This window comes from Paraburkholderia strydomiana, from assembly GCF_046030495.1.
GTDB classification, from domain to species: Bacteria; Pseudomonadota; Gammaproteobacteria; order Burkholderiales; family Burkholderiaceae; genus Paraburkholderia; species Paraburkholderia strydomiana_A.
Genome location: NZ_JAQQCJ010000040.1, coordinates 16,177 through 38,746, shown reverse-complemented (window position 1 = coordinate 38,746; position 22,570 = coordinate 16,177). Strand labels below are relative to the sequence as shown.

General features: G+C 59.0%; 30 protein-coding genes. All 30 read left to right on the top strand.

Going from position 1 to position 22,570, the window contains the following annotated elements:
• The first annotated feature begins 10 nt into the window (after positions 1-10).
• Positions 11-4,249, top strand: a complete 4,239-nt coding sequence (rpoC, locus tag PQQ53_RS33240) for a DNA-directed RNA polymerase subunit beta' (RefSeq protein WP_408149844.1) — start codon at positions 11-13, stop codon at positions 4,247-4,249.
• A 201-nt stretch (positions 4,250-4,450) separates the two neighbouring features.
• Positions 4,451-6,298, top strand: coding sequence for a DNA helicase RecQ (recQ, locus tag PQQ53_RS33235; protein ID WP_408155319.1), 1,848 nt, complete (start codon positions 4,451-4,453; stop codon positions 6,296-6,298).
• Between the two features lie 221 nt (positions 6,299-6,519).
• Entirely contained in the window at positions 6,520-6,900 is a 381-nt protein-coding gene (gene rpsL, locus PQQ53_RS33230; RefSeq protein ID WP_006998493.1) for a 30S ribosomal protein S12, read from the top strand.
• Positions 6,901-7,078: 178 nt separating this feature from the next.
• Complete coding sequence (gene rpsG / locus PQQ53_RS33225; protein WP_006053291.1) at positions 7,079-7,549, top strand: 30S ribosomal protein S7; 471 nt, start codon at positions 7,079-7,081, stop codon at positions 7,547-7,549.
• Positions 7,550-7,682: 133 nt separating this feature from the next.
• On the top strand, positions 7,683-9,785 hold the full coding sequence (gene fusA, locus PQQ53_RS33220; protein WP_175164670.1) for an elongation factor G: 2,103 nt from the start codon (positions 7,683-7,685) through the stop codon (positions 9,783-9,785).
• Positions 9,786-9,832: 47 nt separating this feature from the next.
• On the top strand, positions 9,833-11,023 hold the full coding sequence (gene tuf, locus PQQ53_RS33215; protein ID WP_105511076.1) for an elongation factor Tu: 1,191 nt from the start codon (positions 9,833-9,835) through the stop codon (positions 11,021-11,023).
• A gap of 127 nt (positions 11,024-11,150) precedes the next feature.
• Complete coding sequence (gene rpsJ / locus PQQ53_RS33210; RefSeq protein WP_006998489.1) at positions 11,151-11,462, top strand: 30S ribosomal protein S10; 312 nt, start codon at positions 11,151-11,153, stop codon at positions 11,460-11,462.
• A gap of 201 nt (positions 11,463-11,663) precedes the next feature.
• On the top strand, positions 11,664-12,323 hold the full coding sequence (gene rplC, locus PQQ53_RS33205; RefSeq protein ID WP_007180137.1) for a 50S ribosomal protein L3: 660 nt from the start codon (positions 11,664-11,666) through the stop codon (positions 12,321-12,323).
• Complete coding sequence (rplD, locus tag PQQ53_RS33200) at positions 12,323-12,943, top strand: 50S ribosomal protein L4 (RefSeq protein ID WP_007180136.1); 621 nt, start codon at positions 12,323-12,325, stop codon at positions 12,941-12,943. Before rplC ends, rplD begins: the two co-directional genes overlap by 1 nt.
• Positions 12,940-13,254 (top strand): 50S ribosomal protein L23, encoded by a 315-nt coding sequence (gene rplW, locus PQQ53_RS33195; RefSeq protein WP_007180135.1) that lies wholly within the window; start codon positions 12,940-12,942, stop codon positions 13,252-13,254. The genes rplD and rplW overlap by 4 nt, the downstream gene beginning before the upstream one ends.
• A gap of 2 nt (positions 13,255-13,256) precedes the next feature.
• Positions 13,257-14,084, top strand: a complete 828-nt coding sequence (gene rplB / locus PQQ53_RS33190) for a 50S ribosomal protein L2 (RefSeq protein ID WP_408149849.1) — start codon at positions 13,257-13,259, stop codon at positions 14,082-14,084.
• Between the two features lie 10 nt (positions 14,085-14,094).
• On the top strand, positions 14,095-14,370 hold the full coding sequence (gene rpsS, locus PQQ53_RS33185; protein WP_004199273.1) for a 30S ribosomal protein S19: 276 nt from the start codon (positions 14,095-14,097) through the stop codon (positions 14,368-14,370).
• 7 nt (positions 14,371-14,377) lie between these two features.
• Positions 14,378-14,710: a 50S ribosomal protein L22 gene (rplV, locus tag PQQ53_RS33180; protein ID WP_007180133.1), complete on the top strand. Its 333-nt coding sequence runs from the start codon at positions 14,378-14,380 to the stop codon at positions 14,708-14,710.
• 11 nt (positions 14,711-14,721) lie between these two features.
• Positions 14,722-15,528 (top strand): 30S ribosomal protein S3, encoded by an 807-nt coding sequence (gene rpsC, locus PQQ53_RS33175; RefSeq protein WP_408149852.1) that lies wholly within the window; start codon positions 14,722-14,724, stop codon positions 15,526-15,528.
• 2 nt (positions 15,529-15,530) lie between these two features.
• Complete coding sequence (rplP, locus tag PQQ53_RS33170) at positions 15,531-15,947, top strand: 50S ribosomal protein L16 (RefSeq protein ID WP_042329259.1); 417 nt, start codon at positions 15,531-15,533, stop codon at positions 15,945-15,947.
• 10 nt (positions 15,948-15,957) lie between these two features.
• Positions 15,958-16,152, top strand: a complete 195-nt coding sequence (gene rpmC, locus PQQ53_RS33165; RefSeq protein WP_007180130.1) for a 50S ribosomal protein L29 — start codon at positions 15,958-15,960, stop codon at positions 16,150-16,152.
• Positions 16,149-16,421, top strand: a complete 273-nt coding sequence (gene rpsQ, locus PQQ53_RS33160; protein WP_007180129.1) for a 30S ribosomal protein S17 — start codon at positions 16,149-16,151, stop codon at positions 16,419-16,421. Before rpmC ends, rpsQ begins: the two co-directional genes overlap by 4 nt.
• Positions 16,422-16,711: 290 nt before the next feature.
• Positions 16,712-17,080 carry a 50S ribosomal protein L14 gene (gene rplN / locus PQQ53_RS33155; protein WP_006052212.1) on the top strand — a complete coding sequence of 123 codons (369 nt, stop codon included), beginning with the start codon at positions 16,712-16,714 and terminating at the stop codon, positions 17,078-17,080.
• Between the two features lie 9 nt (positions 17,081-17,089).
• Positions 17,090-17,398, top strand: coding sequence for a 50S ribosomal protein L24 (gene rplX, locus PQQ53_RS33150; RefSeq protein WP_042329258.1), 309 nt, complete (start codon positions 17,090-17,092; stop codon positions 17,396-17,398).
• A gap of 17 nt (positions 17,399-17,415) precedes the next feature.
• A complete protein-coding gene (rplE, locus tag PQQ53_RS33145) occupies positions 17,416-17,955 on the top strand; it encodes a 50S ribosomal protein L5 (RefSeq protein ID WP_094778390.1) in 540 nt (179 codons plus the stop codon).
• A gap of 7 nt (positions 17,956-17,962) precedes the next feature.
• Entirely contained in the window at positions 17,963-18,268 is a 306-nt protein-coding gene (gene rpsN / locus PQQ53_RS33140; protein WP_013340737.1) for a 30S ribosomal protein S14, read from the top strand.
• A 14-nt stretch (positions 18,269-18,282) separates the two neighbouring features.
• On the top strand, positions 18,283-18,678 hold the full coding sequence (rpsH, locus tag PQQ53_RS33135; RefSeq protein ID WP_006052216.1) for a 30S ribosomal protein S8: 396 nt from the start codon (positions 18,283-18,285) through the stop codon (positions 18,676-18,678).
• A gap of 18 nt (positions 18,679-18,696) precedes the next feature.
• Positions 18,697-19,227 carry a 50S ribosomal protein L6 gene (rplF, locus tag PQQ53_RS33130; protein WP_408149856.1) on the top strand — a complete coding sequence of 177 codons (531 nt, stop codon included), beginning with the start codon at positions 18,697-18,699 and terminating at the stop codon, positions 19,225-19,227.
• Between the two features lie 12 nt (positions 19,228-19,239).
• The gene (gene rplR / locus PQQ53_RS33125) at positions 19,240-19,605 is read left to right on the top strand and encodes a 50S ribosomal protein L18 (protein ID WP_006052218.1); all 366 of its coding nucleotides are present in this window, start codon (positions 19,240-19,242) and stop codon (positions 19,603-19,605) included.
• A 14-nt stretch (positions 19,606-19,619) separates the two neighbouring features.
• Positions 19,620-20,138 (top strand): 30S ribosomal protein S5, encoded by a 519-nt coding sequence (gene rpsE, locus PQQ53_RS33120; RefSeq protein WP_006052219.1) that lies wholly within the window; start codon positions 19,620-19,622, stop codon positions 20,136-20,138.
• Between the two features lie 10 nt (positions 20,139-20,148).
• On the top strand, positions 20,149-20,331 hold the full coding sequence (gene rpmD, locus PQQ53_RS33115; RefSeq protein WP_028199571.1) for a 50S ribosomal protein L30: 183 nt from the start codon (positions 20,149-20,151) through the stop codon (positions 20,329-20,331).
• 29 nt (positions 20,332-20,360) lie between these two features.
• A complete protein-coding gene (gene rplO, locus PQQ53_RS33110) occupies positions 20,361-20,795 on the top strand; it encodes a 50S ribosomal protein L15 (protein ID WP_075303261.1) in 435 nt (144 codons plus the stop codon).
• Positions 20,796-20,841: 46 nt separating this feature from the next.
• Positions 20,842-22,188 carry a preprotein translocase subunit SecY gene (gene secY, locus PQQ53_RS33105; RefSeq protein ID WP_042329256.1) on the top strand — a complete coding sequence of 449 codons (1,347 nt, stop codon included), beginning with the start codon at positions 20,842-20,844 and terminating at the stop codon, positions 22,186-22,188.
• 8 nt (positions 22,189-22,196) lie between these two features.
• Positions 22,197-22,415 carry a translation initiation factor IF-1 gene (infA, locus tag PQQ53_RS33100; RefSeq protein ID WP_004521905.1) on the top strand — a complete coding sequence of 73 codons (219 nt, stop codon included), beginning with the start codon at positions 22,197-22,199 and terminating at the stop codon, positions 22,413-22,415.
• A 20-nt stretch (positions 22,416-22,435) separates the two neighbouring features.
• The gene (rpmJ, locus tag PQQ53_RS33095; protein WP_004199844.1) at positions 22,436-22,552 is read left to right on the top strand and encodes a 50S ribosomal protein L36; all 117 of its coding nucleotides are present in this window, start codon (positions 22,436-22,438) and stop codon (positions 22,550-22,552) included.
• Positions 22,553-22,570 lie beyond the last annotated feature (18 nt).

The following is a 22,570-nucleotide window of genomic DNA, read 5'->3' as shown; positions in this document are numbered from 1 at the left end:
GAGAGAAGCGATGAAAGCTTTGCTCGATCTATTCAAGCAAGTCCAACAACCTGAAGTTTTTGACGCGATCAAGATCGGTCTGGCCTCGCCGGACAAGATCCGTTCGTGGTCGTTCGGTGAAGTGAAGAAGCCGGAAACCATCAACTACCGGACGTTCAAGCCGGAACGCGATGGTCTGTTCTGCGCGAAGATTTTCGGTCCGATCAAGGACTACGAATGCCTTTGCGGTAAGTACAAGCGCCTGAAGCACCGTGGCGTGATCTGCGAGAAGTGCGGCGTCGAAGTGACGCTGGCGAAGGTGCGTCGCGAACGGATGGGCCACATCGAACTGGCCTCGCCGGTTGCGCACATCTGGTTCCTGAAGTCGCTGCCGTCGCGTCTGGGCATGGTGCTCGACATGACGCTGCGCGACATCGAACGCGTGCTGTACTTCGAAGCATACGTGGTGATCGATCCGGGCATGACGCCGCTGAAAGCGCGGCAGATCATGACCGAAGAGGATTACTACAACAAGGTCGAAGAATACGGTGACGAATTCCGTGCCGAGATGGGTGCGGAAGGCGTTCGCGAGCTGCTGCGCGCGATCAACATCGACGAACAGGTCGAGATGCTCCGTACCGAACTCAAGAACACGGGTTCGGAAGCGAAGATCAAGAAGTACGCGAAGCGCCTGAAGGTGCTCGAGGCTTTCCAGCGTTCGGGCATCAAGCCTGACTGGATGGTGCTCGAAGTGCTGCCGGTGCTGCCGCCGGAACTGCGTCCGCTGGTGCCGCTGGACGGCGGCCGCTTCGCGACGTCGGACCTGAACGACCTGTATCGCCGCGTGATCAACCGTAACAACCGGTTGAAGCGTCTGCTCGAACTGAAGGCGCCTGAAATCATCGTCCGCAACGAAAAGCGGATGCTGCAGGAAGCCGTCGATTCGCTGCTCGACAACGGCCGTCGCGGTAAGGCGATGACCGGCGCGAACAAGCGTCCGCTGAAGTCGCTCGCTGACATGATCAAGGGTAAGGGCGGTCGTTTCCGTCAGAACTTGCTCGGTAAGCGCGTCGACTACTCCGGTCGTTCGGTGATCGTGGTCGGCCCGACGCTCAAGCTGCATCAGTGCGGTCTGCCGAAGCTGATGGCGCTCGAACTGTTCAAGCCGTTCATCTTCAACAAGCTCGAAGTGATGGGTGTCGCTACCACCATCAAGGCTGCGAAGAAGGAAGTCGAGAACCAGACGCCGGTGGTGTGGGACATCCTGGAAGAGGTGATCCGTGAGCATCCGGTCATGCTGAACCGTGCGCCGACGCTGCACCGTCTTGGTATTCAAGCTTTCGAGCCGGTGCTGATCGAAGGTAAGGCAATCCAGCTGCACCCGCTCGTTTGCGCGGCGTTCAACGCCGACTTCGACGGTGACCAGATGGCTGTTCACGTGCCGCTGTCGCTGGAAGCGCAGATGGAAGCGCGCACGCTGATGCTGGCGTCGAACAACGTCCTGTTCCCGGCCAACGGCGATCCGTCGATCGTGCCGTCGCAGGATATCGTGCTCGGCCTGTACTACGCGACCCGCGAAGCAGTGAACGGCAAGGGCGAAGGCCTGACGTTCACGGGCGTCTCGGAAGCGCTGCGTGCATACGAGAACAAGGAAGTCGAGCTGGCCTCGCGCGTCAACGTGCGGATCACGGAAATGGTCCACAACGAAGACAAGTCGGAAGGTGCGCCGGCATTCGTGCCGAAGATCACGCTGTACGCGACGACCGTCGGCCGTTCGATCCTGTCGGAAATTCTGCCGCCGGGCCTGCCATTCTCGGTGCTGAACAAGCCGCTGAAGAAGAAGGAAATCTCGCGTCTGATCAACACCGCATTCCGCAAGTGCGGTCTGCGCGAAACGGTGATTTTCGCCGACCAGTTGATGCAGTCGGGTTTCCGTCTGGCAACGCGCGCTGGTATCTCGATCTGCGTCGACGACATGCTCGTGCCGCCGCAGAAGGAAACCATCGTCGGCGACGCCGCGAAGAAGGTGAAGGAATACGACCGTCAGTACATGTCGGGTCTCGTCACGTCGCAAGAGCGCTACAACAACGTGGTCGACATCTGGTCGGCAACGTCGGAAGCGGTCGGTAAGGCGATGATGGAACAGCTGTCGACGGAACCGGTCACGGATCGCGACGGCAACGAAACGCGTCAGGAATCGTTCAACTCCATCTACATGATGGCGGACTCGGGTGCTCGTGGTTCCGCGGTTCAGATTCGTCAGCTGGCCGGCATGCGCGGCCTGATGGCGAAGCCGGACGGCTCGATCATCGAGACGCCGATCACGGCGAACTTCCGTGAAGGCCTGAACGTGTTGCAGTACTTCATCTCGACCCACGGTGCACGTAAGGGTTTGGCTGATACGGCACTGAAGACGGCAAACTCGGGTTACCTGACGCGACGTCTCGTCGACGTGACGCAGGATCTCGTGGTGGTCGAGGACGATTGCGGTACGTCCAACGGCGTCGCGATGAAGGCGTTGGTCGAAGGCGGTGAAGTCGTCGAAGCGCTGCGTGACCGTATCCTGGGTCGCGTGACGGTGGCTGACGTCGTCAATCCGGAATCGCAGGAAACGCTGTACGAAACGGGCACGCTGCTCGACGAAGACGCGGTCGAAGAAATCGAACGCCTCGGCATCGACGAAGTGCGCGTGCGTACGCCGCTGACTTGCGAAACGCGTTACGGTCTGTGCGCAGCCTGCTACGGCCGCGACCTGGGCCGCGGCTCGTCGGTCAACGTCGGTGAGGCAGTCGGCGTGATCGCTGCGCAGTCGATCGGTGAACCGGGCACGCAGCTCACGATGCGTACGTTCCACATCGGTGGTGCGGCATCGCGCGCGGCGGTGGCTTCGTCGGTTGAAGCGAAGTCGAACGGTACGGTGCGTTTCACGGCGACGATGCGTTACGTCACCAACGCGAAGGGCGAGCAGATCGTCATCTCGCGTTCGGGCGAGGCGATGATCACCGACGACCACGGTCGCGAGCGCGAACGTCACAAGGTGCCGTACGGTGCGACGCTGTTGCAACTGGACGGCGCGCAGATCAAGGCCGGCACGCAACTGGCGACATGGGACCCGATGACGCGTCCGATCATCACCGAGTACGGTGGCACGGTGAAGTTCGAAAACGTCGAAGAAGGCGTGACCGTGGCGAAGCAGATCGACGATGTGACCGGTCTGTCGACGCTGGTCGTGATCGACGTGAAGCGTCGTGGTTCGCAAGCGTCGAAGACGGTGCGTCCGCAGGTCAAGCTGCTCGATGCGAGCGGCGAAGAAGTCAAGATCCCGAACACCGAGCACTCGGTGCAGATCGGTTTCCAGGTCGGCGCTCTGATCACCGTGAAGGACGGTCAGCAAGTGCAGGTGGGTGAAGTGCTCGCACGTATCCCGACCGAATCGCAGAAGACGCGTGACATTACCGGCGGTCTGCCGCGTGTGGCGGAACTGTTCGAAGCACGTTCGCCGAAGGACGCAGGTATCCTGGCGGAAGTCACGGGTACGACGTCGTTCGGTAAGGACACGAAGGGCAAGCAGCGTCTCGTTATCACGGACCTCGAGGGCAACCAGCACGAGTTCCTGATCGCGAAGGAAAAGCAGGTTCTGGTGCACGATGGTCAAGTCGTCAACAAGGGCGAAATGATCGTCGACGGGCCGGCGGATCCGCACGACATCCTGCGTTTGCAGGGCGTCGAGGCGCTGTCGCGTTACATCGTGGACGAAGTGCAGGACGTGTACCGTCTGCAAGGCGTGAAGATCAACGACAAGCACATCGAAGTGATTGTTCGTCAGATGCTGCGCCGCGTGCAGATTACGGACAACGGTGATACGCGTTTCATCCCGGGCGAACAGGTCGAGCGGTCGGATATGCTCGACGAAAACGACCGTATGATCGCGGAAGACAAGCGTCCGGCAACGTACGAAAACGTGTTGCTCGGTATCACGAAGGCGTCGCTGTCGACCGATTCGTTCATCTCCGCGGCGTCGTTCCAGGAAACGACTCGCGTGCTGACCGAAGCGGCGATCATGGGCAAGCGCGACGATCTGCGTGGTCTGAAGGAAAACGTGATCGTTGGCCGCCTGATTCCGGCTGGTACGGGTCTCGCGTTCCACAAGGCACGCAAGAGCAAGGAACTGTCCGACCGCGAGCGTTTCGATCAGATCGCAGCGGAAGAGTCGTTCGAATTCGGTACGCCGGAAACCCCGGCCGCCGAACAGCAGCACTCAGGCGAGTAAGTCCTGGCGGCGCAAGCCGCTTGGGGCTCTAGCCAGCGAAGCCGCTCAGTTTCGACTGAGCGGCTTTTTTTATGCGCCTCATTTTTGTGCGCTTTTGTGAAGTCGTAGGCCGGATGGCTAACGTTGTCGCAAAGCGCGGGCGCAGCACGAATGCGTTGGTAAAATTCGTGTCATCGGCTTTTTGCTGCTTCTCTCAAATTCATGTCCCGTCCGCTCGAAATCCTCAACGAAGTCTTCGGTTATCCCGCGTTCAGAGGGCAGCAGGGCGAAATTGTCGAGCACGTCGCCGGCGGCGGCGACTGTCTCGTGCTGATGCCCACGGGCGGCGGCAAGTCGCTGTGCTATCAGATTCCGTCGTTGGTGCGGCGCGAAGGTGGCTTCGGCACGGGCATCGTCGTGTCGCCGCTGATTGCACTGATGCAGGATCAGGTGGCCGCGCTCACTGAAGTTGGCGTGCGCGCCGCGTATTTAAACTCGACTTTGTCGAGCGCGGAGGCGATGGCCACTGAGCGCGCGTTGCGCGAGGGCGAGATCGATCTGCTTTACGTCGCGCCGGAACGCCTGATGACGCCGCGTTTTCAGGAGTTGCTGGAACGCACGCGCATCGGTCTGTTCGCCATCGACGAAGCGCATTGCGTATCGCAATGGGGGCACGATTTCCGCCCCGAATATATTCAGCTCTCGGTGCTGCACGAACGCTTCCCGAACGTGCCGCGCATCGCGCTCACGGCGACCGCGGACGCGATCACACGCGACGAAATCATCCACCGTCTGGCGCTCGATGACGCGCGAATCTTCGTGTCGAGCTTCGACCGGCCGAACATCCGCTACCGCATCGTCGAAAAAGACAATGCGCGCACGCAACTGCTGGACTTCATCCGCGCCGAACATTCAAAGCCGGACGGCACGACCGACGCCGGTGTGGTCTATTGCCTGTCGCGCCGCAAGGTGGAGGAGACGGCGGAGTGGTTGAAGGAAAAAGGCATGCGCGCGCTGCCGTATCACGCCGGCATGGAGTTCGAGATTCGCCAGAAGCATCAGGAGATGTTCCAGCGCGAGGAGGGCATCGTGATGTGCGCGACAATCGCGTTCGGCATGGGCATCGACAAACCGGACGTGCGGTTCGTGGCGCACCTGGATTTGCCGAAGAGTGTCGAAGGCTATTACCAGGAAACCGGGCGGGCCGGTCGTGACGGCATGCCGGCGAACGCATGGATGGCCTACGGTCTGGGCGACGTCGTACAGCAACGCAAGATGATCGACGAGTCCGATGCCGACGACGCCCACAAGCGCGTGCAAACCGGCAAGCTCGACGCGCTGCTCGGTTTGTGCGAGGCGGCGACCTGCCGGCGTGTTCGGCTGCTCGCTTACTTTGGCGAAACCAGCAAGCCGTGCGGCAACTGCGACAACTGTCTTGAACCACCCGCAACCTGGGATGCGACGCGCGAGGCGCAGATGGCGCTGTCCTGTGTGTTTCGTGCGCAGCGCGCGAGTGGGTTCCATTTTGGCGCCGGGCACCTGATCGACATTCTGCGCGGCAATCGCAGCGAGAAGATCATGCAGCGTGGCCACGAAAAGCTCACCACGTTCGGCATCGGCGCGGCGCTTGGCGAGCCGGAGTGGCGCGCGGTGTTTCGCCAGCTGGTGGCGTTCGGCTATCTGACGGTCGATCACGAAGGTTTTGGTTCGCTGGTGCTGACCGAGGCAAGCAAGCCGGTGCTCAAGGGCGAGCAGAACGTGACGATGCGCCGCTACGTGAAACCGACCCGTACGCGCCAGTCGTCCGGGCGCACCAGTGAGCGAGCCGATCCGACGATCGGCATGGGGCCGCGCGAACGCGCCCGCTGGGAGCGCTTGCGCACGTGGCGCACCGAAACGGCGAAGAGCGACGGCGTGCCGGCTTATGTGATCTTCCACGATGCAACGCTGGCGGAAATTGCCCGCAACGGCCCCGATTCCATTGAGGATTTGCGCGGCATTCCGGGTATGGGCGCCCGTAAACTCGATCGTTTCGGCGACGAATTGCTGGAAGTCGTTGCCGCCGATTGAGCGTTCCGTCTGTGTCAGGGAAGGTCGGCAGGGGTGCGAAACATCGCAACCTGTTGACTCCCTTAGCATTTTCGGAATATTATGCTAGGTTCCGGTTCTTGGAATGCCTGCGCGTGAAGTCGATTCACCCACTGGCAGCCCGTCCGGAAGTTCGATGCGCAATCGTTTCTGCTTTGCCCGGAAACAGATGCGTCGATTTTGTTCAATTTCAGGAATAAACAATGCCAACCATCAATCAACTGGTTCGCAAAGGCCGCGCGTCGGAAACGACGAAGAGCAAGAGCCCGGCTTTGCAGGACTGCCCCCAGCGTCGTGGCGTGTGCACTCGTGTGTACACCACGACGCCGAAGAAGCCTAACTCGGCACTGCGTAAGGTTGCCAAGGTTCGTCTGACGAACGGCTTCGAAGTCATTTCGTACATCGGTGGTGAAGGCCACAACCTGCAGGAACACTCGGTCGTGCTGATTCGCGGCGGCCGTGTCAAGGACTTGCCGGGTGTGCGTTACCACATGGTTCGCGGCTCGCTGGATACCCAGGGCGTCAAGGATCGTAAGCAGGCTCGCTCGAAGTACGGTGCGAAGCGTGCCAAGGCTGGCAAGTAATCTGGCCGGTTTAGTAGTTTCAGGTCGCCTGCAAAGGCGGTAATAGCGGTGGTGCCGGAATCGCCGGTGCTGTCGAGTAAGTGGTCACCCGACCGGGCTGGTAAGTCTTGAAGATGAATCGGGTTAGTTGGTGGCCGCGGGGCTGAGTAGCTCCAACTGAAAAGTTAAAGGAAGAAACATGCCGCGTCGTCGCGAAGTCCCCAAGCGGGAAGTGTTGCCGGATCCGAAGTTCGGTAACGTTGATGTAGCTAAGTTCATGAACGTGCTGATGCTGTCCGGCAAGAAGTCGGTTGCTGAACGCATCGTGTACGGCGCTTTCGAACAGATCCAGACCAAGGGTGGCAAGGACCCGCTGGAAGTGTTCACGGTAGCGCTCAACAACGTCAAGCCGGTGGTCGAAGTCAAGAGCCGCCGCGTTGGTGGAGCGAACTATCAGGTTCCGGTCGAAGTGCGCCCGTCGCGTCGTATGGCATTGGCGATGCGTTGGCTGCGTGAAGCCGCGAAGAAGCGCAGCGAGAAGTCGATGGCCCTGCGTCTTGCAGGTGAACTCTCCGAAGCGGCCGAAGGCCGTGGCGGCGCAATGAAGAAGCGCGACGAAGTTCACCGGATGGCAGAAGCCAACAAGGCGTTCTCGCACTTCCGTTTCTAAGCTTCCCGAACCCGGGTTTAGCGGAAAAACGGAAAGAAATTCCGGGCGGGTGCGCTTACAAAGCGCCTCGCCCGTTTGTGTTACAGCGCGATGGGTATTTTCTCGCATCGCGTCATCCCAATAGAGGATCAAAGTGGCTCGCAAGACACCTATCGAGCGCTACCGTAACATCGGTATTAGCGCTCACATCGACGCCGGCAAAACGACGACGACCGAGCGCATCCTGTTCTATACCGGCGTGAACCACAAGATTGGTGAAGTTCACGACGGCGCTGCCACCATGGACTGGATGGAGCAGGAGCAGGAACGCGGTATCACGATCACGTCCGCTGCTACCACGGCGTTCTGGAAAGGCATGGCCGGCGACCGCGCTGAGCACCGCATCAACATCATCGACACCCCGGGCCACGTCGACTTCACGATTGAAGTTGAGCGCTCGATGCGCGTGCTCGACGGCGCGTGCATGGTGTACTGCGCTGTGGGCGGCGTTCAGCCCCAGTCGGAAACCGTGTGGCGTCAGGCTAACAAGTACAAGGTTCCCCGTCTCGCGTTCATCAACAAGATGGACCGTACCGGCGCGAACTTCTTCAAGGTCTACGACCAGCTCAAGCTGCGTCTGAAGGCGAACCCGGTTCCGGTCGTGGTGCCTATCGGCGCGGAAGAAAACTTCACGGGCGTCGTCGATCTGCTGAAGATGAAGGCGATCATTTGGGACGACGCGTCGCAAGGCACGAAGTTCTCCTACGAAGACATCCCGGCAGAGCTGGCTGACACGTGCAACGAGTGGCGCGAGAAGATGGTCGAAGCGGCTGCCGAGTCGAGCGAAGACCTGATGAACAAGTACCTGGAAGAGGGCGAGCTCTCTGAAGCGGAAATCATCAAGGGTCTGCGCGACCGTACGATCGCTTGCGAAATCCAGCCGATGCTGTGCGGCACCGCGTTCAAGAACAAGGGCGTGCAACGCATGCTGGACGCCGTGCTCGACTTCCTGCCGTCGCCGATCGACATCCCGCCGGTTACCGGCGAGCTGGAGAACGGCGAGCAAGGTGAGCGCCGCGCTGCTGACGACGAGAAGTTCTCGGCATTGGCATTCAAGATCATGACCGACCCGTTCGTCGGCCAGTTGATCTTCTTCCGCGTGTACTCGGGCATTGTGAATTCGGGCGACACCGTGCTGAACGCGACCAAGGACAAGAAGGAACGTCTGGGTCGTATTCTGCAGATGCACGCGAACCAGCGCGAAGAAATCAAGGAAGTCCGCGCGGGCGACATCGCTGCAGCAGTCGGCCTGAAGGACGCGACGACCGGCGACACGCTGTGCGATCCGCAAAGCCCGATCGTGCTCGAGCGCATGATTTTCCCGGAGCCGGTGATTTCGCAGGCTGTTGAGCCGAAGACGAAGCCGGACCAGGAAAAGATGGGTCTCGCACTGAACCGTCTGGCTCAGGAAGATCCGTCGTTCCGCGTTCAAACGGATGAAGAATCGGGCCAAACCATTATTTCGGGCATGGGCGAGCTCCACCTGGAAATTCTGGTTGACCGTATGCGTCGTGAATTCGGCGTGGAAGCGACCGTCGGCAAGCCGCAGGTTGCTTACCGCGAAACGATTCGCGGCAAGGCGGAAGACGTTGACGGCAAGTTCGTCAAGCAGTCGGGTGGTCGCGGCCAGTACGGTCACGCGGTCATCACGCTCGAGCCGAACGAGCAGGGCAAGGGCTACGAGTTCCTGGACGAGATCAAGGGCGGTGTGATTCCGCGTGAATACATCCCGGCAGTCGACAAGGGTATCCAGGAAACGCTGAAGGCAGGCGTGCTGGCGGGCTTCCCGGTCGTTGACGTGAAGGTTCACCTGACGTTCGGTTCGTACCACGATGTTGACTCGAACGAAAATGCGTTCCGCATGGCCGGTTCGATGGCGTTCAAGGAAGCAATGCGCAAGGCTCAGCCGGTCATCCTCGAACCGATGATGGCCGTCGAAGTCGAAACGCCGGAAGACTACATGGGCAACGTGATGGGCGACCTGTCGGGTCGTCGCGGTATCGTCCAGGGTATGGACGATATGGTCGGCGGCGGCAAGATCGTTCGCGCAGAAGTCCCGCTGTCGGAAATGTTCGGCTACTCGACGTCGCTGCGTTCGCTGACCCAAGGTCGTGCAACGTACACGATGGAGTTCAAGCACTATTCCGAAGCACCGCGCAACGTGTCGGAAGCGATCATCAACGCGAAGTCGAAGTAAGCGCGCGGCAAGTCATTTAACGATTAACTTTTTGAAAGAAGAGAAACATGGCTAAAGGTAAATTCGAACGGACCAAGCCGCACGTGAACGTCGGCACGATCGGTCACGTTGACCACGGCAAGACCACGCTGACGGCAGCGATCACGACGGTTCTGACGCAGAAGTTTGGCGGCGAAGCGAAGGCATACGACCAGATTGACGCGGCGCCGGAAGAAAAGGCACGTGGTATTACGATCAACACGGCACACGTCGAGTACGAAACGGCTAACCGCCACTACGCACACGTCGACTGCCCGGGCCACGCTGACTATGTGAAGAACATGATCACGGGCGCAGCGCAGATGGACGGCGCGATCCTGGTGTGCTCGGCTGCAGACGGCCCGATGCCGCAAACGCGTGAGCACATCCTGCTGGCGCGTCAGGTTGGCGTTCCGTACATCATCGTGTTCCTGAACAAGTGCGACATGGTGGACGACGCTGAGCTGCTGGAGCTGGTCGAGATGGAAGTTCGCGAACTTCTGTCGAAGTACGACTTCCCGGGCGACGACACGCCGATCATCAAGGGTTCGGCCAAGCTGGCGCTGGAAGGCGACAAGGGCGAGCTGGGCGAAGTGGCGATCATGAACCTGGCCGATGCGCTGGACACGTACATCCCGACGCCGGAGCGCGCAGTTGACGGTGCGTTCCTGATGCCGGTGGAAGACGTGTTCTCGATCTCGGGTCGCGGCACGGTGGTGACGGGTCGCGTTGAGCGCGGCATCGTGAAGGTCGGCGAAGAAATCGAAATCGTTGGTATCAAGCCGACGGTGAAGACGACCTGCACGGGCGTGGAAATGTTCCGCAAGCTGCTCGACCAGGGTCAGGCAGGCGACAACGTTGGTATCCTGCTGCGCGGCACGAAGCGTGAAGACGTGGAGCGTGGCCAGGTTCTGGCGAAGCCGGGTTCGATCAACCCGCACACGCACTTCACGGCTGAAGTGTACGTGCTGAGCAAGGACGAAGGTGGCCGTCACACGCCGTTCTTCAACAACTATCGCCCGCAGTTCTACTTCCGTACGACGGACGTGACGGGCTCGATCGAGTTGCCGAAGGACAAGGAAATGGTCATGCCGGGCGACAACGTGTCGATCACGGTGAAGCTGATCAACCCGATCGCGATGGAAGAAGGTCTGCGTTTCGCAATTCGCGAAGGCGGCCGTACGGTCGGCGCTGGTGTGGTTGCCAAGATTCTCGAGTAAAATCGCGGATTGAACTTGCAGTAAGTGGTGCCCGGAGCCGGGCGCCGGCCCCAAGCGGGCGCCCGGCTCTACGTTCTTTTACTATCTGGCGGCGCAATACCGCCTCGCTCTTTTCCAAGGAATTGTCATGCAGAACCAGAAAATCCGCATTCGCCTGAAGGCTTTCGACTATCGCCTGATCGATCAATCGGCAGCTGAAATTGTCGACACGGCAAAGCGGACTGGCGCAATCGTTCGCGGCCCGGTGCCCCTGCCGACCCGTATTCAACGCTTCGACATCCTGCGTTCGCCGCACGTCAACAAGACGTCGCGCGATCAGCTCGAAATCCGCACGCACCAACGCCTGATGGACATCGTCGATCCGACGGACAAGACCGTTGACGCATTGATGAAGCTCGATCTGCCGGCTGGCGTGGACGTTGAAATCAAGCTGCAATAAGGCTTCCAGAGCTTGTCCGGCGTGCCGGACAGCGCTAAGTCATTGATTGCTTGCGGAAAACGAAAAGCCTCGCTATAATGCAAGGCTTTTCGCGCATTTGCGCAAAAAAGTCGGTGTGCTGCAGCGTGATTTCACGCCCGAAACGGCACCGGCATTTTGTAAATTAGCCCCGACCAATCGCAGTCGGGAATGGAGAAAACGATGAGCCTTGGACTCGTAGGTCGCAAGGTTGGCATGACCCGTATCTTCACGGCAGAAGGGGATTCGATTCCCGTTACCGTGCTGGACGTGTCCGACAACCGCGTGACGCAGATCAAGACTGTTGAAACCGACGGCTACACGGCCGTGCAGGTTGCATTCGGTACGCGCCGTGCATCGCGCGTGACGAAGCCGTTGGCCGGTCATCTCGCCAAAGCCGGTGTTCAAGCCGGTGAAATCCTCAAAGAATTCCAGATCGATGCCGCCAAGGCTGCCGAGTTGTCGAACGGCACCGTGGTTGGTCCCGACCTGTTCGAAGTAGGCCAGAAGGTCGACGTGCAAGGCGTGTCGATCGGTAAGGGCTACGCCGGTACCATCAAGCGTTACAACTTCGCGTCCGGCCGTGCATCGCACGGTAACTCGCGCTCGCACAACGTGCCGGGTTCGATCGGTATGGCGCAGGATCCGGGTCGTGTTTTCCCGGGTAAGCGCATGACCGGTCACATGGGTGACGACACGGTAACGGTGCAAAACCTCGAAATCGCTCGTATCGACGCTGACCGCAAGCTGTTGCTGGTCAAGGGCGCCGTTCCGGGTGCGAAGGGTGGCAAGGTATTCGTTACGCCGGCCGTGAAGACGCGTGCCGTGAAAGGAGCGAAATAATGGAACTTAAGCTCCTGAATGCCAATGGTCAGGAAGGTGCGGGCGTTAGCGCGTCGGACGTCGTGTTCGGCCGCGATTACAACGAAGCCCTGATTCACCAGGTGGTGGTGGCGTATCAAGCGAATGCCCGTAGCGGCAACCGCGCGCAGAAGGATCGTGAGCAAGTCAAGCACACGACCAAGAAGCCGTGGCGCCAGAAGGGTACGGGCCGCGCCCGTGCCGGTATGTCGTCGAGCCCGTTGTGGCGCGGCGGTGGCCGGATCTTCCCGAACTCGCCGGAAGAAAACTTTTCGCACAAGGTCAACAAGAAGATGCATCGCGCAGGTCTCTGCTCGATCTTCTCGCAGCTGGCCCGCGAAGGCCGTATCTCGGTGGTCGACGAGCTGACGCTCGAAGCGCCGAAGACGAAGCTGCTGGCCGAAAAATTCAAGGCGATGGGTCTCGACTCCGTGCTGGTGATTACCGACACGGTTGACGAAAACCTGTACCTCGCGTCGCGCAACCTCGCCCATGTGGCAGTTGTCGAGCCGCGTTACGCCGACCCGCTGTCGCTGATCTATTTCAAGAAGATCCTGATCACGAAGGCTGCGGTCGCCCAGATCGAGGAGTTGCTGTCATGAGCGAGATTCGCAAGAACGATCATCGTTTGATGCAGGTCCTGCTCGCGCCGGTGATCTCCGAAAAGGCGACGCTGGTGGCCGACAAGAACGAGCAGGTTGTGTTCGAAGTCGCGCCCGATGCTACGAAGCAGGAAGTGAAAGCTGCAGTCGAGCTGCTGTTCAAGGTGGAAGTCAATTCCGTCAACGTGCTGGTCTCGAAGGGCAAAGCCAAGCGCTTTGGCCGCTTCATGGGCAAGCGCAAGGACGTGAAGAAGGCGTACGTCTGCCTGAAGCCCGGCCAGGAAATCAACTTTGAAGCGGAGGCCAAGTAATCATGGCAATCGTTAAAGTTAAGCCGACTTCGCCGGGTCGCCGTGCGATGGTCAAGGTGGTCAACAAGGATCTGCATAAGGGCAAGCCGTACGCACCGCTGCTCGACTCGCAATCCTCGACCGCCGGCCGTAACAACAACGGCCACATCACCACGCGTCATAAGGGTGGTGGTCATAAGCATCACTATCGTGTCGTCGATTTCCGTCGCACGAAGGATGGCATTCCGGCCAAGGTCGAACGTCTCGAGTACGATCCGAACCGTAGCGCGAACATCGCGCTGGTTCTGTACGCAGACGGCGAACGCCGTTACATCATTGCTCCGAAGGGTGTCACCGTCGGTCAGCAACTGATGTCGGGTTCGGAAGCGCCGATCCGCGCAGGCAATACGCTGCCGATCCGCAACATTCCGGTCGGTACGACGATCCACTGCATCGAAATGCTGCCGGGCAAGGGCGCGCAAATGGCGCGTTCGGCTGGCACGTCGGCGATGTTGCTGGCTCGTGAGGGCATCTACGCACAGGTCCGCCTGCGCTCGGGTGAAATCCGCCGCGTCCACGTTGAGTGCCGCGCGACGATTGGTGAAGTTGGCAACGAAGAGCATAGCCTCCGTCAAATCGGTAAGGCTGGCGCGAACCGCTGGCGCGGTATCCGCCCGACGGTGCGTGGCGTTGCAATGAACCCGGTCGATCACCCGCACGGTGGTGGTGAAGGCAAGACGGCTGCAGGTCGCGATCCGGTGAGCCCGTGGGGCACGCCTGCTAAGGGTTATCGCACCCGCAGCAACAAGCGCACGACGAGCATGATCGTCCAGCGCCGTCACAAGCGTTAAGGAGTAGGCAATGGCACGTTCTGTAAAAAAAGGTCCGTTCTGCGACGCCCATTTGCTGAAGAAAGTTGAGGCGGCAGCAGCTTCGCGGGATAAGAAGCCGATCAAAACCTGGTCGCGTCGCTCGACGATCCTCCCGGATTTCATCGGTCTGACGATCGCTGTTCACAACGGCCGTCAACACGTTCCGGTGTACATCTCGGAAAACATGGTCGGCCACAAGCTTGGCGAGTTTGCATTGACCCGTACGTTCAAGGGTCACGCAGCCGACAAGAAGGCTAAGAAATAAGGGGCTCATGATGGAAGTGAAAGCAATTCATCGCGGTGCCCGCATCTCGGCGCAGAAAACGCGCCTTGTGGCTGACCAGATCCGCGGTTTGCCGGTCGACAAGGCGCTGAACGTTCTGACGTTCTCGCCGAAGAAGGCTGCGGGAATCGTGAAAAAGGTCGTGCTGTCGGCGATCGCGAATGCGGAGCATAACGAAGGCGCCGATATCGATGAGCTCAAGATCACGAGCATCTACATCGACAAGGCTGCATCGCTCAAGCGTTTCACCGCGCGCGCTAAAGGCCGTGGTAACCGCATCGAGAAGCAATCCTGTCACATCACTGTGACGGTCGGGAATTAAGGGGTCATACGATGGGACAGAAAATTCATCCGACTGGCTTCCGTTTGGCCGTCAGCCGCAATTGGGCGTCGCGTTGGTACGCGAACAACAACAATTTCGCGGCGATGCTGCAGGAAGACATCGGTGTTCGTGAATACCTGAAGAAGAAGCTGAAGAACGCGTCCGTCGGCCGCGTTGTGATCGAGCGTCCCGCAAAGAACGCACGTATCACGATTTTCAGCTCGCGTCCGGGTGTCGTGATCGGTAAGAAGGGTGAAGACATTGAACTGCTGAAGTCCGAGCTGCAAAAGCGTATGGGCGTTCCGGTTCACGTCAACATCGAAGAAATCCGCAAGCCGGAAACTGATGCGCAACTGATCGCTGATTCGATCACGCAACAGCTCGAGCGCCGGATCATGTTCCGCCGCGCGATGAAACGTGCGATGCAAAACGCAATGCGTCTGGGTGCTCAAGGCATCAAGATCATGAGCGCTGGCCGTCTGAACGGTATCGAAATCGCTCGTACGGAATGGTATCGCGAAGGTCGCGTGCCGCTTCATACGCTGCGTGCTGATATCGACTACGCGACGTCGGAAGCGAAGACGACGTACGGCATCATCGGCGTGAAGGTCTGGGTGTACAAGGGCGACACGCTCGGCCGCAACGACGCTCCGGTGGTTGAAGAAGCCGCCGAAGAAAAGCGTCCGCGCCGCAACGCACGTCCGGGTGGCGATCGCCGTCCGCGTCGCGATGGTGAAGGTGGTGGCCCGGCAGGTGCACGCCGTGGCGCTCCTCGTCGTGCTGGCGGTGCCGGCGGCGACGGGAAGACTGGAGAATAACGATGCTGCAACCGAAACGCAGAAAGTATCGCAAAGAGCAGAAAGGTCGTAACACCGGTATTGCTACCCGCGGCAACGCGGTGTCGTTCGGTGAGTTCGGCCTGAAGGCTGTCGGTCGTGGTCGCTTGACCGCGCGCCAGATTGAAGCGGCACGTCGTGCAATGACGCGTCACATCAAGCGTGGCGGCCGCATCTGGATCCGCATCTTCCCGGACAAGCCGATCTCGCACAAGCCGGCTGAAGTACGTATGGGTAACGGTAAGGGTAACCCTGAGTACTACGTCGCAGAGATTCAACCGGGCAAGATGCTGTACGAAATGGACGGCGTAACCGAAGAGCTGGCACGCGAAGCGTTCCGTCTGGCTGCAGCTAAGCTGCCGCTGAAGACGACGTTTATCGTGCGTCAGCTCGGCGCCTAAGGAGCAAATGATGAAGGCTTCCGAACTTCACCAGAAAGATCAGGCCGCGCTCAACAAGGAGCTGTCGGACCTGTTGAAGGCGCAATTCGGCCTGCGCATGCAACTCGCGACACAGCAGCTCACGAACACGAGCCAGCTGAAGAAGGTCCGTCGCGACATCGCACGTGTGCGGACCGTCCTGACTGAGAAGGCGAACCAGAAATGAACGATAGCGTAAAAACCTCGCTCAAGCGGACGCTGGTCGGCAAGGTCGTCAGCAACAAGATGGACAAGACGGTCACCGTGCTGGTTGAGCACCGCGTGAAGCACCCGATCTACGGCAAGTACGTTGTGCGTTCGAAGAAGTATCACGCGCACGACGATGCGAACACGTACAACGAGGGTGACCTCGTTGAAATCCAGGAAACGCGTCCGATTTCGAAGACGAAAGCTTGGGTTGTGGCTCGCCTGGTCGAGGCTGCTCGCGTCATCTGACGCCGCAAAGTTGTAGAAGTAATTGAAATCGCAGTAAGTTTCGCTTGCAAGACCGGGATTATTTGTTATAATCTCGGTCTTCCCTCTTTTATGGGAGCCCCGTCGCGGGCGAAGTTGGTGGGGGAAGCGGTTCGGGCGCCAGCCTGTTCCGAAGGATTCACCGGATTGCGATGGCGGGTTTCGTTTGCCGTCGCTGCTGTTCATACCCAAGCAGCCGATTGGCTGACGGGACCAAGACTGACCGGGTACGCCATGGTGGTGTGACCGGATTAAGTTGGGAAAGATAAACCATGATCCAGACCGAAACTCGGCTTGAAGTGGCCGACAACACGGGTGCGCGTGAAGTCATGTGCATCAAGGTGCTCGGCGGCTCGAAGCGTCGTTATGCCAGCATTGGCGACATCATTAAGGTGACCGTCAAAGAAGCAACGCCGCGCGGGCGCGTGAAGAAAGGCGAAATTTATAACGCCGTGGTGGTTCGCACCGCCAAGGGCGTGCGCCGTCAGGACGGCTCGCTGATCAAGTTCGATGGCAATGCCGCTGTGTTGTTGAATGCCAAGCTCGAACCTATTGGCACCCGTATTTTCGGGCCTGTCACGCGCGAGTTGCGCAGCGAACGATTCATGAAGATCGTTTCGCTGGCACCTGAAGTGCTGTAAGGAGTCGCGATGAACAAGATTCGCAAAGGTGACGAAGTTATCGTCATCACCGGCAAAGATAAAGGCAAGCGCGGCGTCGTGCTGTCCGTTGGCGAAGGCAAGGTTGTTGTCGAGGGTATCAACCTCGTCAAGAAACACGTCAAGCCGAACCCGATGAAGGGTACGACGGGCGGTGTGGAAGCCAAGACGATGCCGCTGCAAATTTCGAACGTCGCATTGGTCGACGCGAATGGCAAGGCGTCGCGTGTAGGCATCAAGGTCGAAGGAGACAAGAAGGTCCGTTTCCTTAAGACGACCGGTGCCGAGCTGAGCGCCTGACGCTGCGGAGTAAAAAAATGGCTCGTTTGCAAGAGTTTTACAAAGAAAAGGTTGTACCCGGCCTCATCGAGAAGTTCGGTTACAAGTCCGTGATGGAAGTGCCGCGCATCACCAAGATCACCCTGAACATGGGCCTTGGCGAAGCGGTTGCTGACAAGAAGATCATCGAAAACGCCGTTGGCGACCTGACGAAGATCGCAGGCCAGAAGCCGGTGATCACGAAGGCACGCAAGGCAATCGCTGGCTTCAAGATCCGTCAGGGCTATCCGATCGGTGCAATGGTCACGTTGCGTGGTCAGGCAATGTACGAATTTCTGGACCGTTTCGTGACGGTTGCGCTCCCGCGTGTGCGCGACTTCCGTGGCGTGTCGGGTCGTGCGTTCGATGGTCGCGGCAACTACAACGTCGGTGTGAAAGAGCAGATCATTTTCCCCGAAATCGACTACGACAAGATCGACGCATTGCGTGGGCTGAACATCAGCATCACGACGACTGCGAAGACCGACGACGAAGCAAAGGCTCTGCTCGCCAGCTTCAAGTTCCCGTTCAGAAACTGAGGTTACCGTGGCTAAACTGGCACTGATCGAACGTGAAAAGAAGCGTGCTCGCCTCGCTGCTAAGTACGCTCCCAAGCGTGCAGAGTTGAAGGCGATCATTAGCGATATGAGCAAGTCGGACGAAGAGCATTACGCAGCACGTCTGGAACTGCAACAACTGCCGCGCAACTCTAACCCGACCCGTAAGCGCAATCGTTGCGCCATTACCGGTCGTCCGCGCGGTACGTTCCGTAAATTCGGGCTGGCGCGTAACAAGATTCGTGAAATCGCGTTCCGCGGCGAGATCCCTGGCCTGACCAAGGCGAGCTGGTAATAGGAGAAACGTAAATGAGCATGAGTGATCCTATCGCCGATATGCTGACTCGCATCCGCAATGCGCAGATGGTTGAGAAAGTCTCGGTGACTATGCCCTCGTCGAAAGTCAAGGTTGCGATTGCGCAGGTCCTTAAGGACGAAGGCTATATCGATGATTTCGCAGTGAAGTCCGAAGGTGCGAAGTCTGAATTGAACATCGTGTTGAAGTACTACGCTGGCCGTCCGGTGATCGAGCGCATTGAACGCGTTTCGAAGCCTGGTCTGCGTGTGTACCGCGGCCGTAACGACATCCCCGTGGTCATGAATGGCCTCGGCGTGGCAATCGTGTCGACGCCGAAGGGCGTGATGACGGACCGCAAGGCGCGTGCAACGGGCGTTGGCGGCGAAGTCATCTGCTACGTCGCTTAAGGCCGAAAGGAGAGAAACATGTCTCGAGTAGGTAAAAGCCCGATCGCGCTGCAAGGCGCAGAAGTGGCCCTTAGCGACGAACGCATTACCGTCAAGGGCCCGCTGGGTACGATTTCGCAGGCTGCTAACAGCCTTGTGAAGGTGGTGAACGACAACGGCACGCTGAAGATCGAGCCGGTTGGCGAAAGCCGCGAAGCGAATGCGATGTCGGGCACGATGCGCGCACTGGTTGCGAACATGGTGCAAGGCGTGACGAAGGGTTTCGAGCGCAAGCTGACGCTGGTTGGCGTCGGTTACCGCGCACAAGCGCAAGGCGACAAGCTGAACCTGTCGCTGGGTTTCTCGCACCCCGTGGTGCACCAGATGCCGGAAGGCGTCAAGGCTGAAACCCCGACGCAAACCGAAATCGTGATCAAGGGGATCAATAAGCAACAAGTTGGCCAGGTCGCGGCAGAAGTGCGCGGCTATCGCCCGCCGGAGCCCTACAAGGGCAAGGGTGTGCGTTACGCCAACGAGGTTGTGATCCTCAAAGAAACGAAGAAGAAGTAAGGGTGCGCAATCATGGATAAGACTCAATCTCGCCTGCGCCGCGCTCGTCAGACGCGTATCAAGATCGCTGAGCTGCAGGTCGCGCGTCTCGCCGTGCATCGCACGAACACGCACATCTATGCGCAAGTGTTCTCGCCGTGCGGCACCAAAGTGCTCGCCAGCGCGTCGACGCTCGAAGCCGAAGTGCGTGCGCAATTGGCTGATCAGACGGGCAAGGGCGGCAACGTCGCTGCAGCGACCCTGATCGGTAAGCGCATTGCAGAAAAGGCTAAGGCTGCCGGCATCGAATCCGTCGCCTTCGACCGTTCGGGTTTCCGTTACCACGGCCGCGTGAAAGCGCTGGCTGATGCGGCGCGCGAAGCCGGACTCAAGTTCTAAGGGAAGAATTCGTCATGGCAAAGATGCAAGCGAAAGTTCAGGCTGACGAACGCGACGACGGCCTTCGTGAAAAAATGATTTCGGTCAACCGCGTGACCAAGGTCGTGAAGGGTGGCCGGATTCTCGGTTTCGCCGCACTGACCGTGGTCGGCGACGGTGATGGCCGCGTCGGTATGGGCAAGGGCAAGGCGAAGGAAGTGCCGGTCGCTGTTCAGAAAGCGATGGAGCAGGCTCGCCGCAACATGTTCAAGGTGCCGCTGAAGAACGGTACCCTGCAACACGAAGTGCACGGTAAGCACGGCGCATCGATGGTCCTCCTCGCTCCGGCGAAGGACGGTACCGGTGTGATCGCTGGTGGTCCGATGCGCGCAGTGTTCGACGTGATGGGCGTGCAGAACGTTGTGGCCAAGAGCCACGGTTCGACGAACCCGTACAACCTCGTTCGTGCAACCCTCGACGGCCTGCGCAAGCAGTCGACGCCGGGTGACATCGCGGCGAAGCGCGGCAAGTCCGTCGAAGATATTCTGGGCTAAGGTGGACACCATGTCTGATAAAACTGTCAAGGTCCAGCTCGTCAAGAGCCTGATCGGCACCCGTGAAACGCATCGTGCAACGGTGCGTGGCTTGGGCCTGCGCCGACTCAATTCGGTTAGCGAGTTGCAGGACACGCCGGCTGTGCGCGGCATGATCAACAAGGTTTCGTACCTCGTTAAGGTCATCGGCTAAGCGGCTGACCAGGACTCAAGGAGTTGATAATGGAATTGAATAACCTGAAGCCGGCTGAAGGCGCGAAGCACGCAAAGCGTCGCGTTGGTCGCGGCATCGGCTCCGGCCTCGGCAAGACCGCTGGCCGTGGTCACAAGGGTCAGAAGTCGCGTTCGGGCGGCTTTCACAAGGTTGGCTTCGAAGGCGGTCAAATGCCGCTGCAACGTCGCCTGCCGAAGCGTGGCTTCACCTCGCTGACGAAGGAATTCGTCGGTGAAGTGCGTCTCTCGGATCTGGAAAAGCTGCCGGTCGACGAAATCGATCTGCTGGCTCTGAAGCAGGCTGGCCTTGTTGGCGAGCTGATCAGGAGCGCCAAGATCATTGCGACGGGCGAGCTCAAGCGCAAGGTCGTTGTGAAGGGTCTGGGTGCGACGAAGGGTGCGCGCGCTGCTATTGAAGCAGCCGGCGGCTCTTTTGCCGAGTAACGCGCAAGTTATTTGCCGTCACTAGCATTTGCATCGGAGAAGGTACTTGGCTAACAGCCCGAGTCTCGCAAAACCCGGTCGCAGCGCGGCGAAGTTTGGCGATCTGCGTCGGCGTGCAGTGTTCCTGCTGCTGGCGTTGATCGTCTACCGTATCGGCGCGCATATTCCGGTGCCGGGTATTGACCCGGACCAGCTGGCAAAGTTGTTCCAAAGCCAGTCGGGCGGCATCCTTGGCATGTTCAACATGTTTTCGGGTGGCGCGCTTTCGCGGTTCACGATTTTTGCGCTGGGGATCATGCCGTACATTTCGGCGTCGATCATCATGCAGTTGCTGGCAATTGTCTCGCCGCAACTCGAAGCGCTGAAAAAGGAAGGGCAGGCGGGTCAACGGAAGATTACGCAGTACACGCGTATCTTTACGGTCCTGTTGGCGACGTTCCAGGCGTTCGGTATTGCCGTCGCACTGGAAAATCAGCCGGGCCTGGTAATCGATCCGGGGATGGTGTTTCGGTTGACGACGGTCGTGACGCTGGTGACAGGCACGATGTTCCTGATGTGGCTGGGTGAGCAGATCACGGAGCGCGGGCTTGGCAACGGTATCTCGATCATCATTTTCGGCGGTATTGCGGCGGGTTTCCCGAACGCAATCGGTGGTCTTTTCGAATTGGTGCGAACCGGCTCGATGAGCATCATCTCGGCGATTATCGTGGTCGCGCTGATTGCTGCTGTGACGTATCTGGTGGTGTTCATTGAACGCGGCCAGCGCAAGATTCTTGTGAACTACGCCAAGCGGCAAGTCGGTAACAAGATTTACGGCGGACAGTCTTCGCATCTGCCGCTGAAGCTGAACATGTCGGGTGTGATTCCGCCGATCTTTGCATCGTCGATCATTCTCTTCCCGGCAACCATCCTGAACTGGTTCAGTTCGGGGTCGCGTACCAGCTGGTTCGCAGACACGTTGCACAACGTGGCCGAAGCCCTCAAGCCCGGTCAACCCGTGTACGTGTTGCTGTACGCGTTGGCGATCGTTTTCTTCTGCTTCTTCTACACCGCACTGGTGTTCAACAGCAGGGAAACGGCCGACAACCTGAAAAAGAGTGGCGCTTTCGTCCCAGGCATCCGCCCGGGCGATCAAACGGCGCGATATATCGACCGTATCCTCACGCGTTTGACGCTGGCTGGTGCGATCTACATCGTGTTTGTTTGTCTGCTGCCCGAATTTCTGGTGCTGCGCTGGAACGTGCCGTTTTATTTTGGTGGAACGTCGCTGCTGATCATTGTCGTCGTCACAATGGATTTCATGGCGCAGGTGCAGTCGTACGTTATGTCGCAACAGTATGAATCGCTGCTGAAGAAAGCTAATTTCAAAGGCGGCGGCGTCCCGATGCGTTGAAAGGACTTATGGCCAAAGACGATGTTATCCAGATGCAGGGTGAAGTCATCGAAAACCTGCCTAACGCTACCTTCAGGGTGAAGCTGGAAAACGGCCATGTCGTATTGGGACACATATCCGGCAAGATGCGGATGCACTACATCCGAATCTTGCCGGGCGACAAGGTAACGGTTGAATTGACGCCTTACGATCTGTCGCGTGCGCGGATCGTGTTCCGGGCGAAGTGATTTGAAAAAAGGGTAATATCATGAAAGTGATGGCATCGGTTAAGCGCATTTGCCGCAATTGCAAGATCATCAAGCGCAAAGGCGTTGTGCGCGTGATTTGCAGCTCTGATCCGCGCCACAAACAGCGTCAAGGCTGAACGCCGCGCTTTTTGCTG

What these genes read in the sequence shown, in the direction of transcription:
- rplV (WP_007180133.1), top strand. Translation starts at nt 14,378, where the DNA reads ATGATGGAAGTGAAAGCAATTCATCGCGGTGCCCGCATCTCGGCGCAG.
- rpmD (WP_028199571.1), top strand. Translation starts at nt 20,149, where the DNA reads ATGTCTGATAAAACTGTCAAGGTCCAGCTCGTCAAGAGCCTGATCGGC.
- rplC (WP_007180137.1), top strand. Translation starts at nt 11,664, where the DNA reads ATGAGCCTTGGACTCGTAGGTCGCAAGGTTGGCATGACCCGTATCTTC.
- rpsE (WP_006052219.1), top strand. Translation starts at nt 19,620, where the DNA reads ATGGCAAAGATGCAAGCGAAAGTTCAGGCTGACGAACGCGACGACGGC.
- rplB (WP_408149849.1), top strand. Translation starts at nt 13,257, where the DNA reads ATGGCAATCGTTAAAGTTAAGCCGACTTCGCCGGGTCGCCGTGCGATG.
- rpsL (WP_006998493.1), top strand. Translation starts at nt 6,520, where the DNA reads ATGCCAACCATCAATCAACTGGTTCGCAAAGGCCGCGCGTCGGAAACG.
- rpsG (WP_006053291.1), top strand. Translation starts at nt 7,079, where the DNA reads ATGCCGCGTCGTCGCGAAGTCCCCAAGCGGGAAGTGTTGCCGGATCCG.
- rplX (WP_042329258.1), top strand. Translation starts at nt 17,090, where the DNA reads ATGAACAAGATTCGCAAAGGTGACGAAGTTATCGTCATCACCGGCAAA.
- rplR (WP_006052218.1), top strand. Translation starts at nt 19,240, where the DNA reads ATGGATAAGACTCAATCTCGCCTGCGCCGCGCTCGTCAGACGCGTATC.
- tuf (WP_105511076.1), top strand. Translation starts at nt 9,833, where the DNA reads ATGGCTAAAGGTAAATTCGAACGGACCAAGCCGCACGTGAACGTCGGC.
- infA (WP_004521905.1), top strand. Translation starts at nt 22,197, where the DNA reads ATGGCCAAAGACGATGTTATCCAGATGCAGGGTGAAGTCATCGAAAAC.
- rpsS (WP_004199273.1), top strand. Translation starts at nt 14,095, where the DNA reads ATGGCACGTTCTGTAAAAAAAGGTCCGTTCTGCGACGCCCATTTGCTG.
- rpsQ (WP_007180129.1), top strand. Translation starts at nt 16,149, where the DNA reads ATGAACGATAGCGTAAAAACCTCGCTCAAGCGGACGCTGGTCGGCAAG.
- rpsJ (WP_006998489.1), top strand. Translation starts at nt 11,151, where the DNA reads ATGCAGAACCAGAAAATCCGCATTCGCCTGAAGGCTTTCGACTATCGC.
- rpmJ (WP_004199844.1), top strand. Translation starts at nt 22,436, where the DNA reads ATGAAAGTGATGGCATCGGTTAAGCGCATTTGCCGCAATTGCAAGATC.
- rplO (WP_075303261.1), top strand. Translation starts at nt 20,361, where the DNA reads ATGGAATTGAATAACCTGAAGCCGGCTGAAGGCGCGAAGCACGCAAAG.
- rpsH (WP_006052216.1), top strand. Translation starts at nt 18,283, where the DNA reads ATGAGCATGAGTGATCCTATCGCCGATATGCTGACTCGCATCCGCAAT.
- rplD (WP_007180136.1), top strand. Translation starts at nt 12,323, where the DNA reads ATGGAACTTAAGCTCCTGAATGCCAATGGTCAGGAAGGTGCGGGCGTT.
- rpoC (WP_408149844.1), top strand. Translation starts at nt 11, where the DNA reads ATGAAAGCTTTGCTCGATCTATTCAAGCAAGTCCAACAACCTGAAGTT.
- rplF (WP_408149856.1), top strand. Translation starts at nt 18,697, where the DNA reads ATGTCTCGAGTAGGTAAAAGCCCGATCGCGCTGCAAGGCGCAGAAGTG.
- rplE (WP_094778390.1), top strand. Translation starts at nt 17,416, where the DNA reads ATGGCTCGTTTGCAAGAGTTTTACAAAGAAAAGGTTGTACCCGGCCTC.
- rplP (WP_042329259.1), top strand. Translation starts at nt 15,531, where the DNA reads ATGCTGCAACCGAAACGCAGAAAGTATCGCAAAGAGCAGAAAGGTCGT.
- rplW (WP_007180135.1), top strand. Translation starts at nt 12,940, where the DNA reads ATGAGCGAGATTCGCAAGAACGATCATCGTTTGATGCAGGTCCTGCTC.
- rplN (WP_006052212.1), top strand. Translation starts at nt 16,712, where the DNA reads ATGATCCAGACCGAAACTCGGCTTGAAGTGGCCGACAACACGGGTGCG.
- recQ (WP_408155319.1), top strand. Translation starts at nt 4,451, where the DNA reads ATGTCCCGTCCGCTCGAAATCCTCAACGAAGTCTTCGGTTATCCCGCG.
- rpsC (WP_408149852.1), top strand. Translation starts at nt 14,722, where the DNA reads ATGGGACAGAAAATTCATCCGACTGGCTTCCGTTTGGCCGTCAGCCGC.
- rpmC (WP_007180130.1), top strand. Translation starts at nt 15,958, where the DNA reads ATGAAGGCTTCCGAACTTCACCAGAAAGATCAGGCCGCGCTCAACAAG.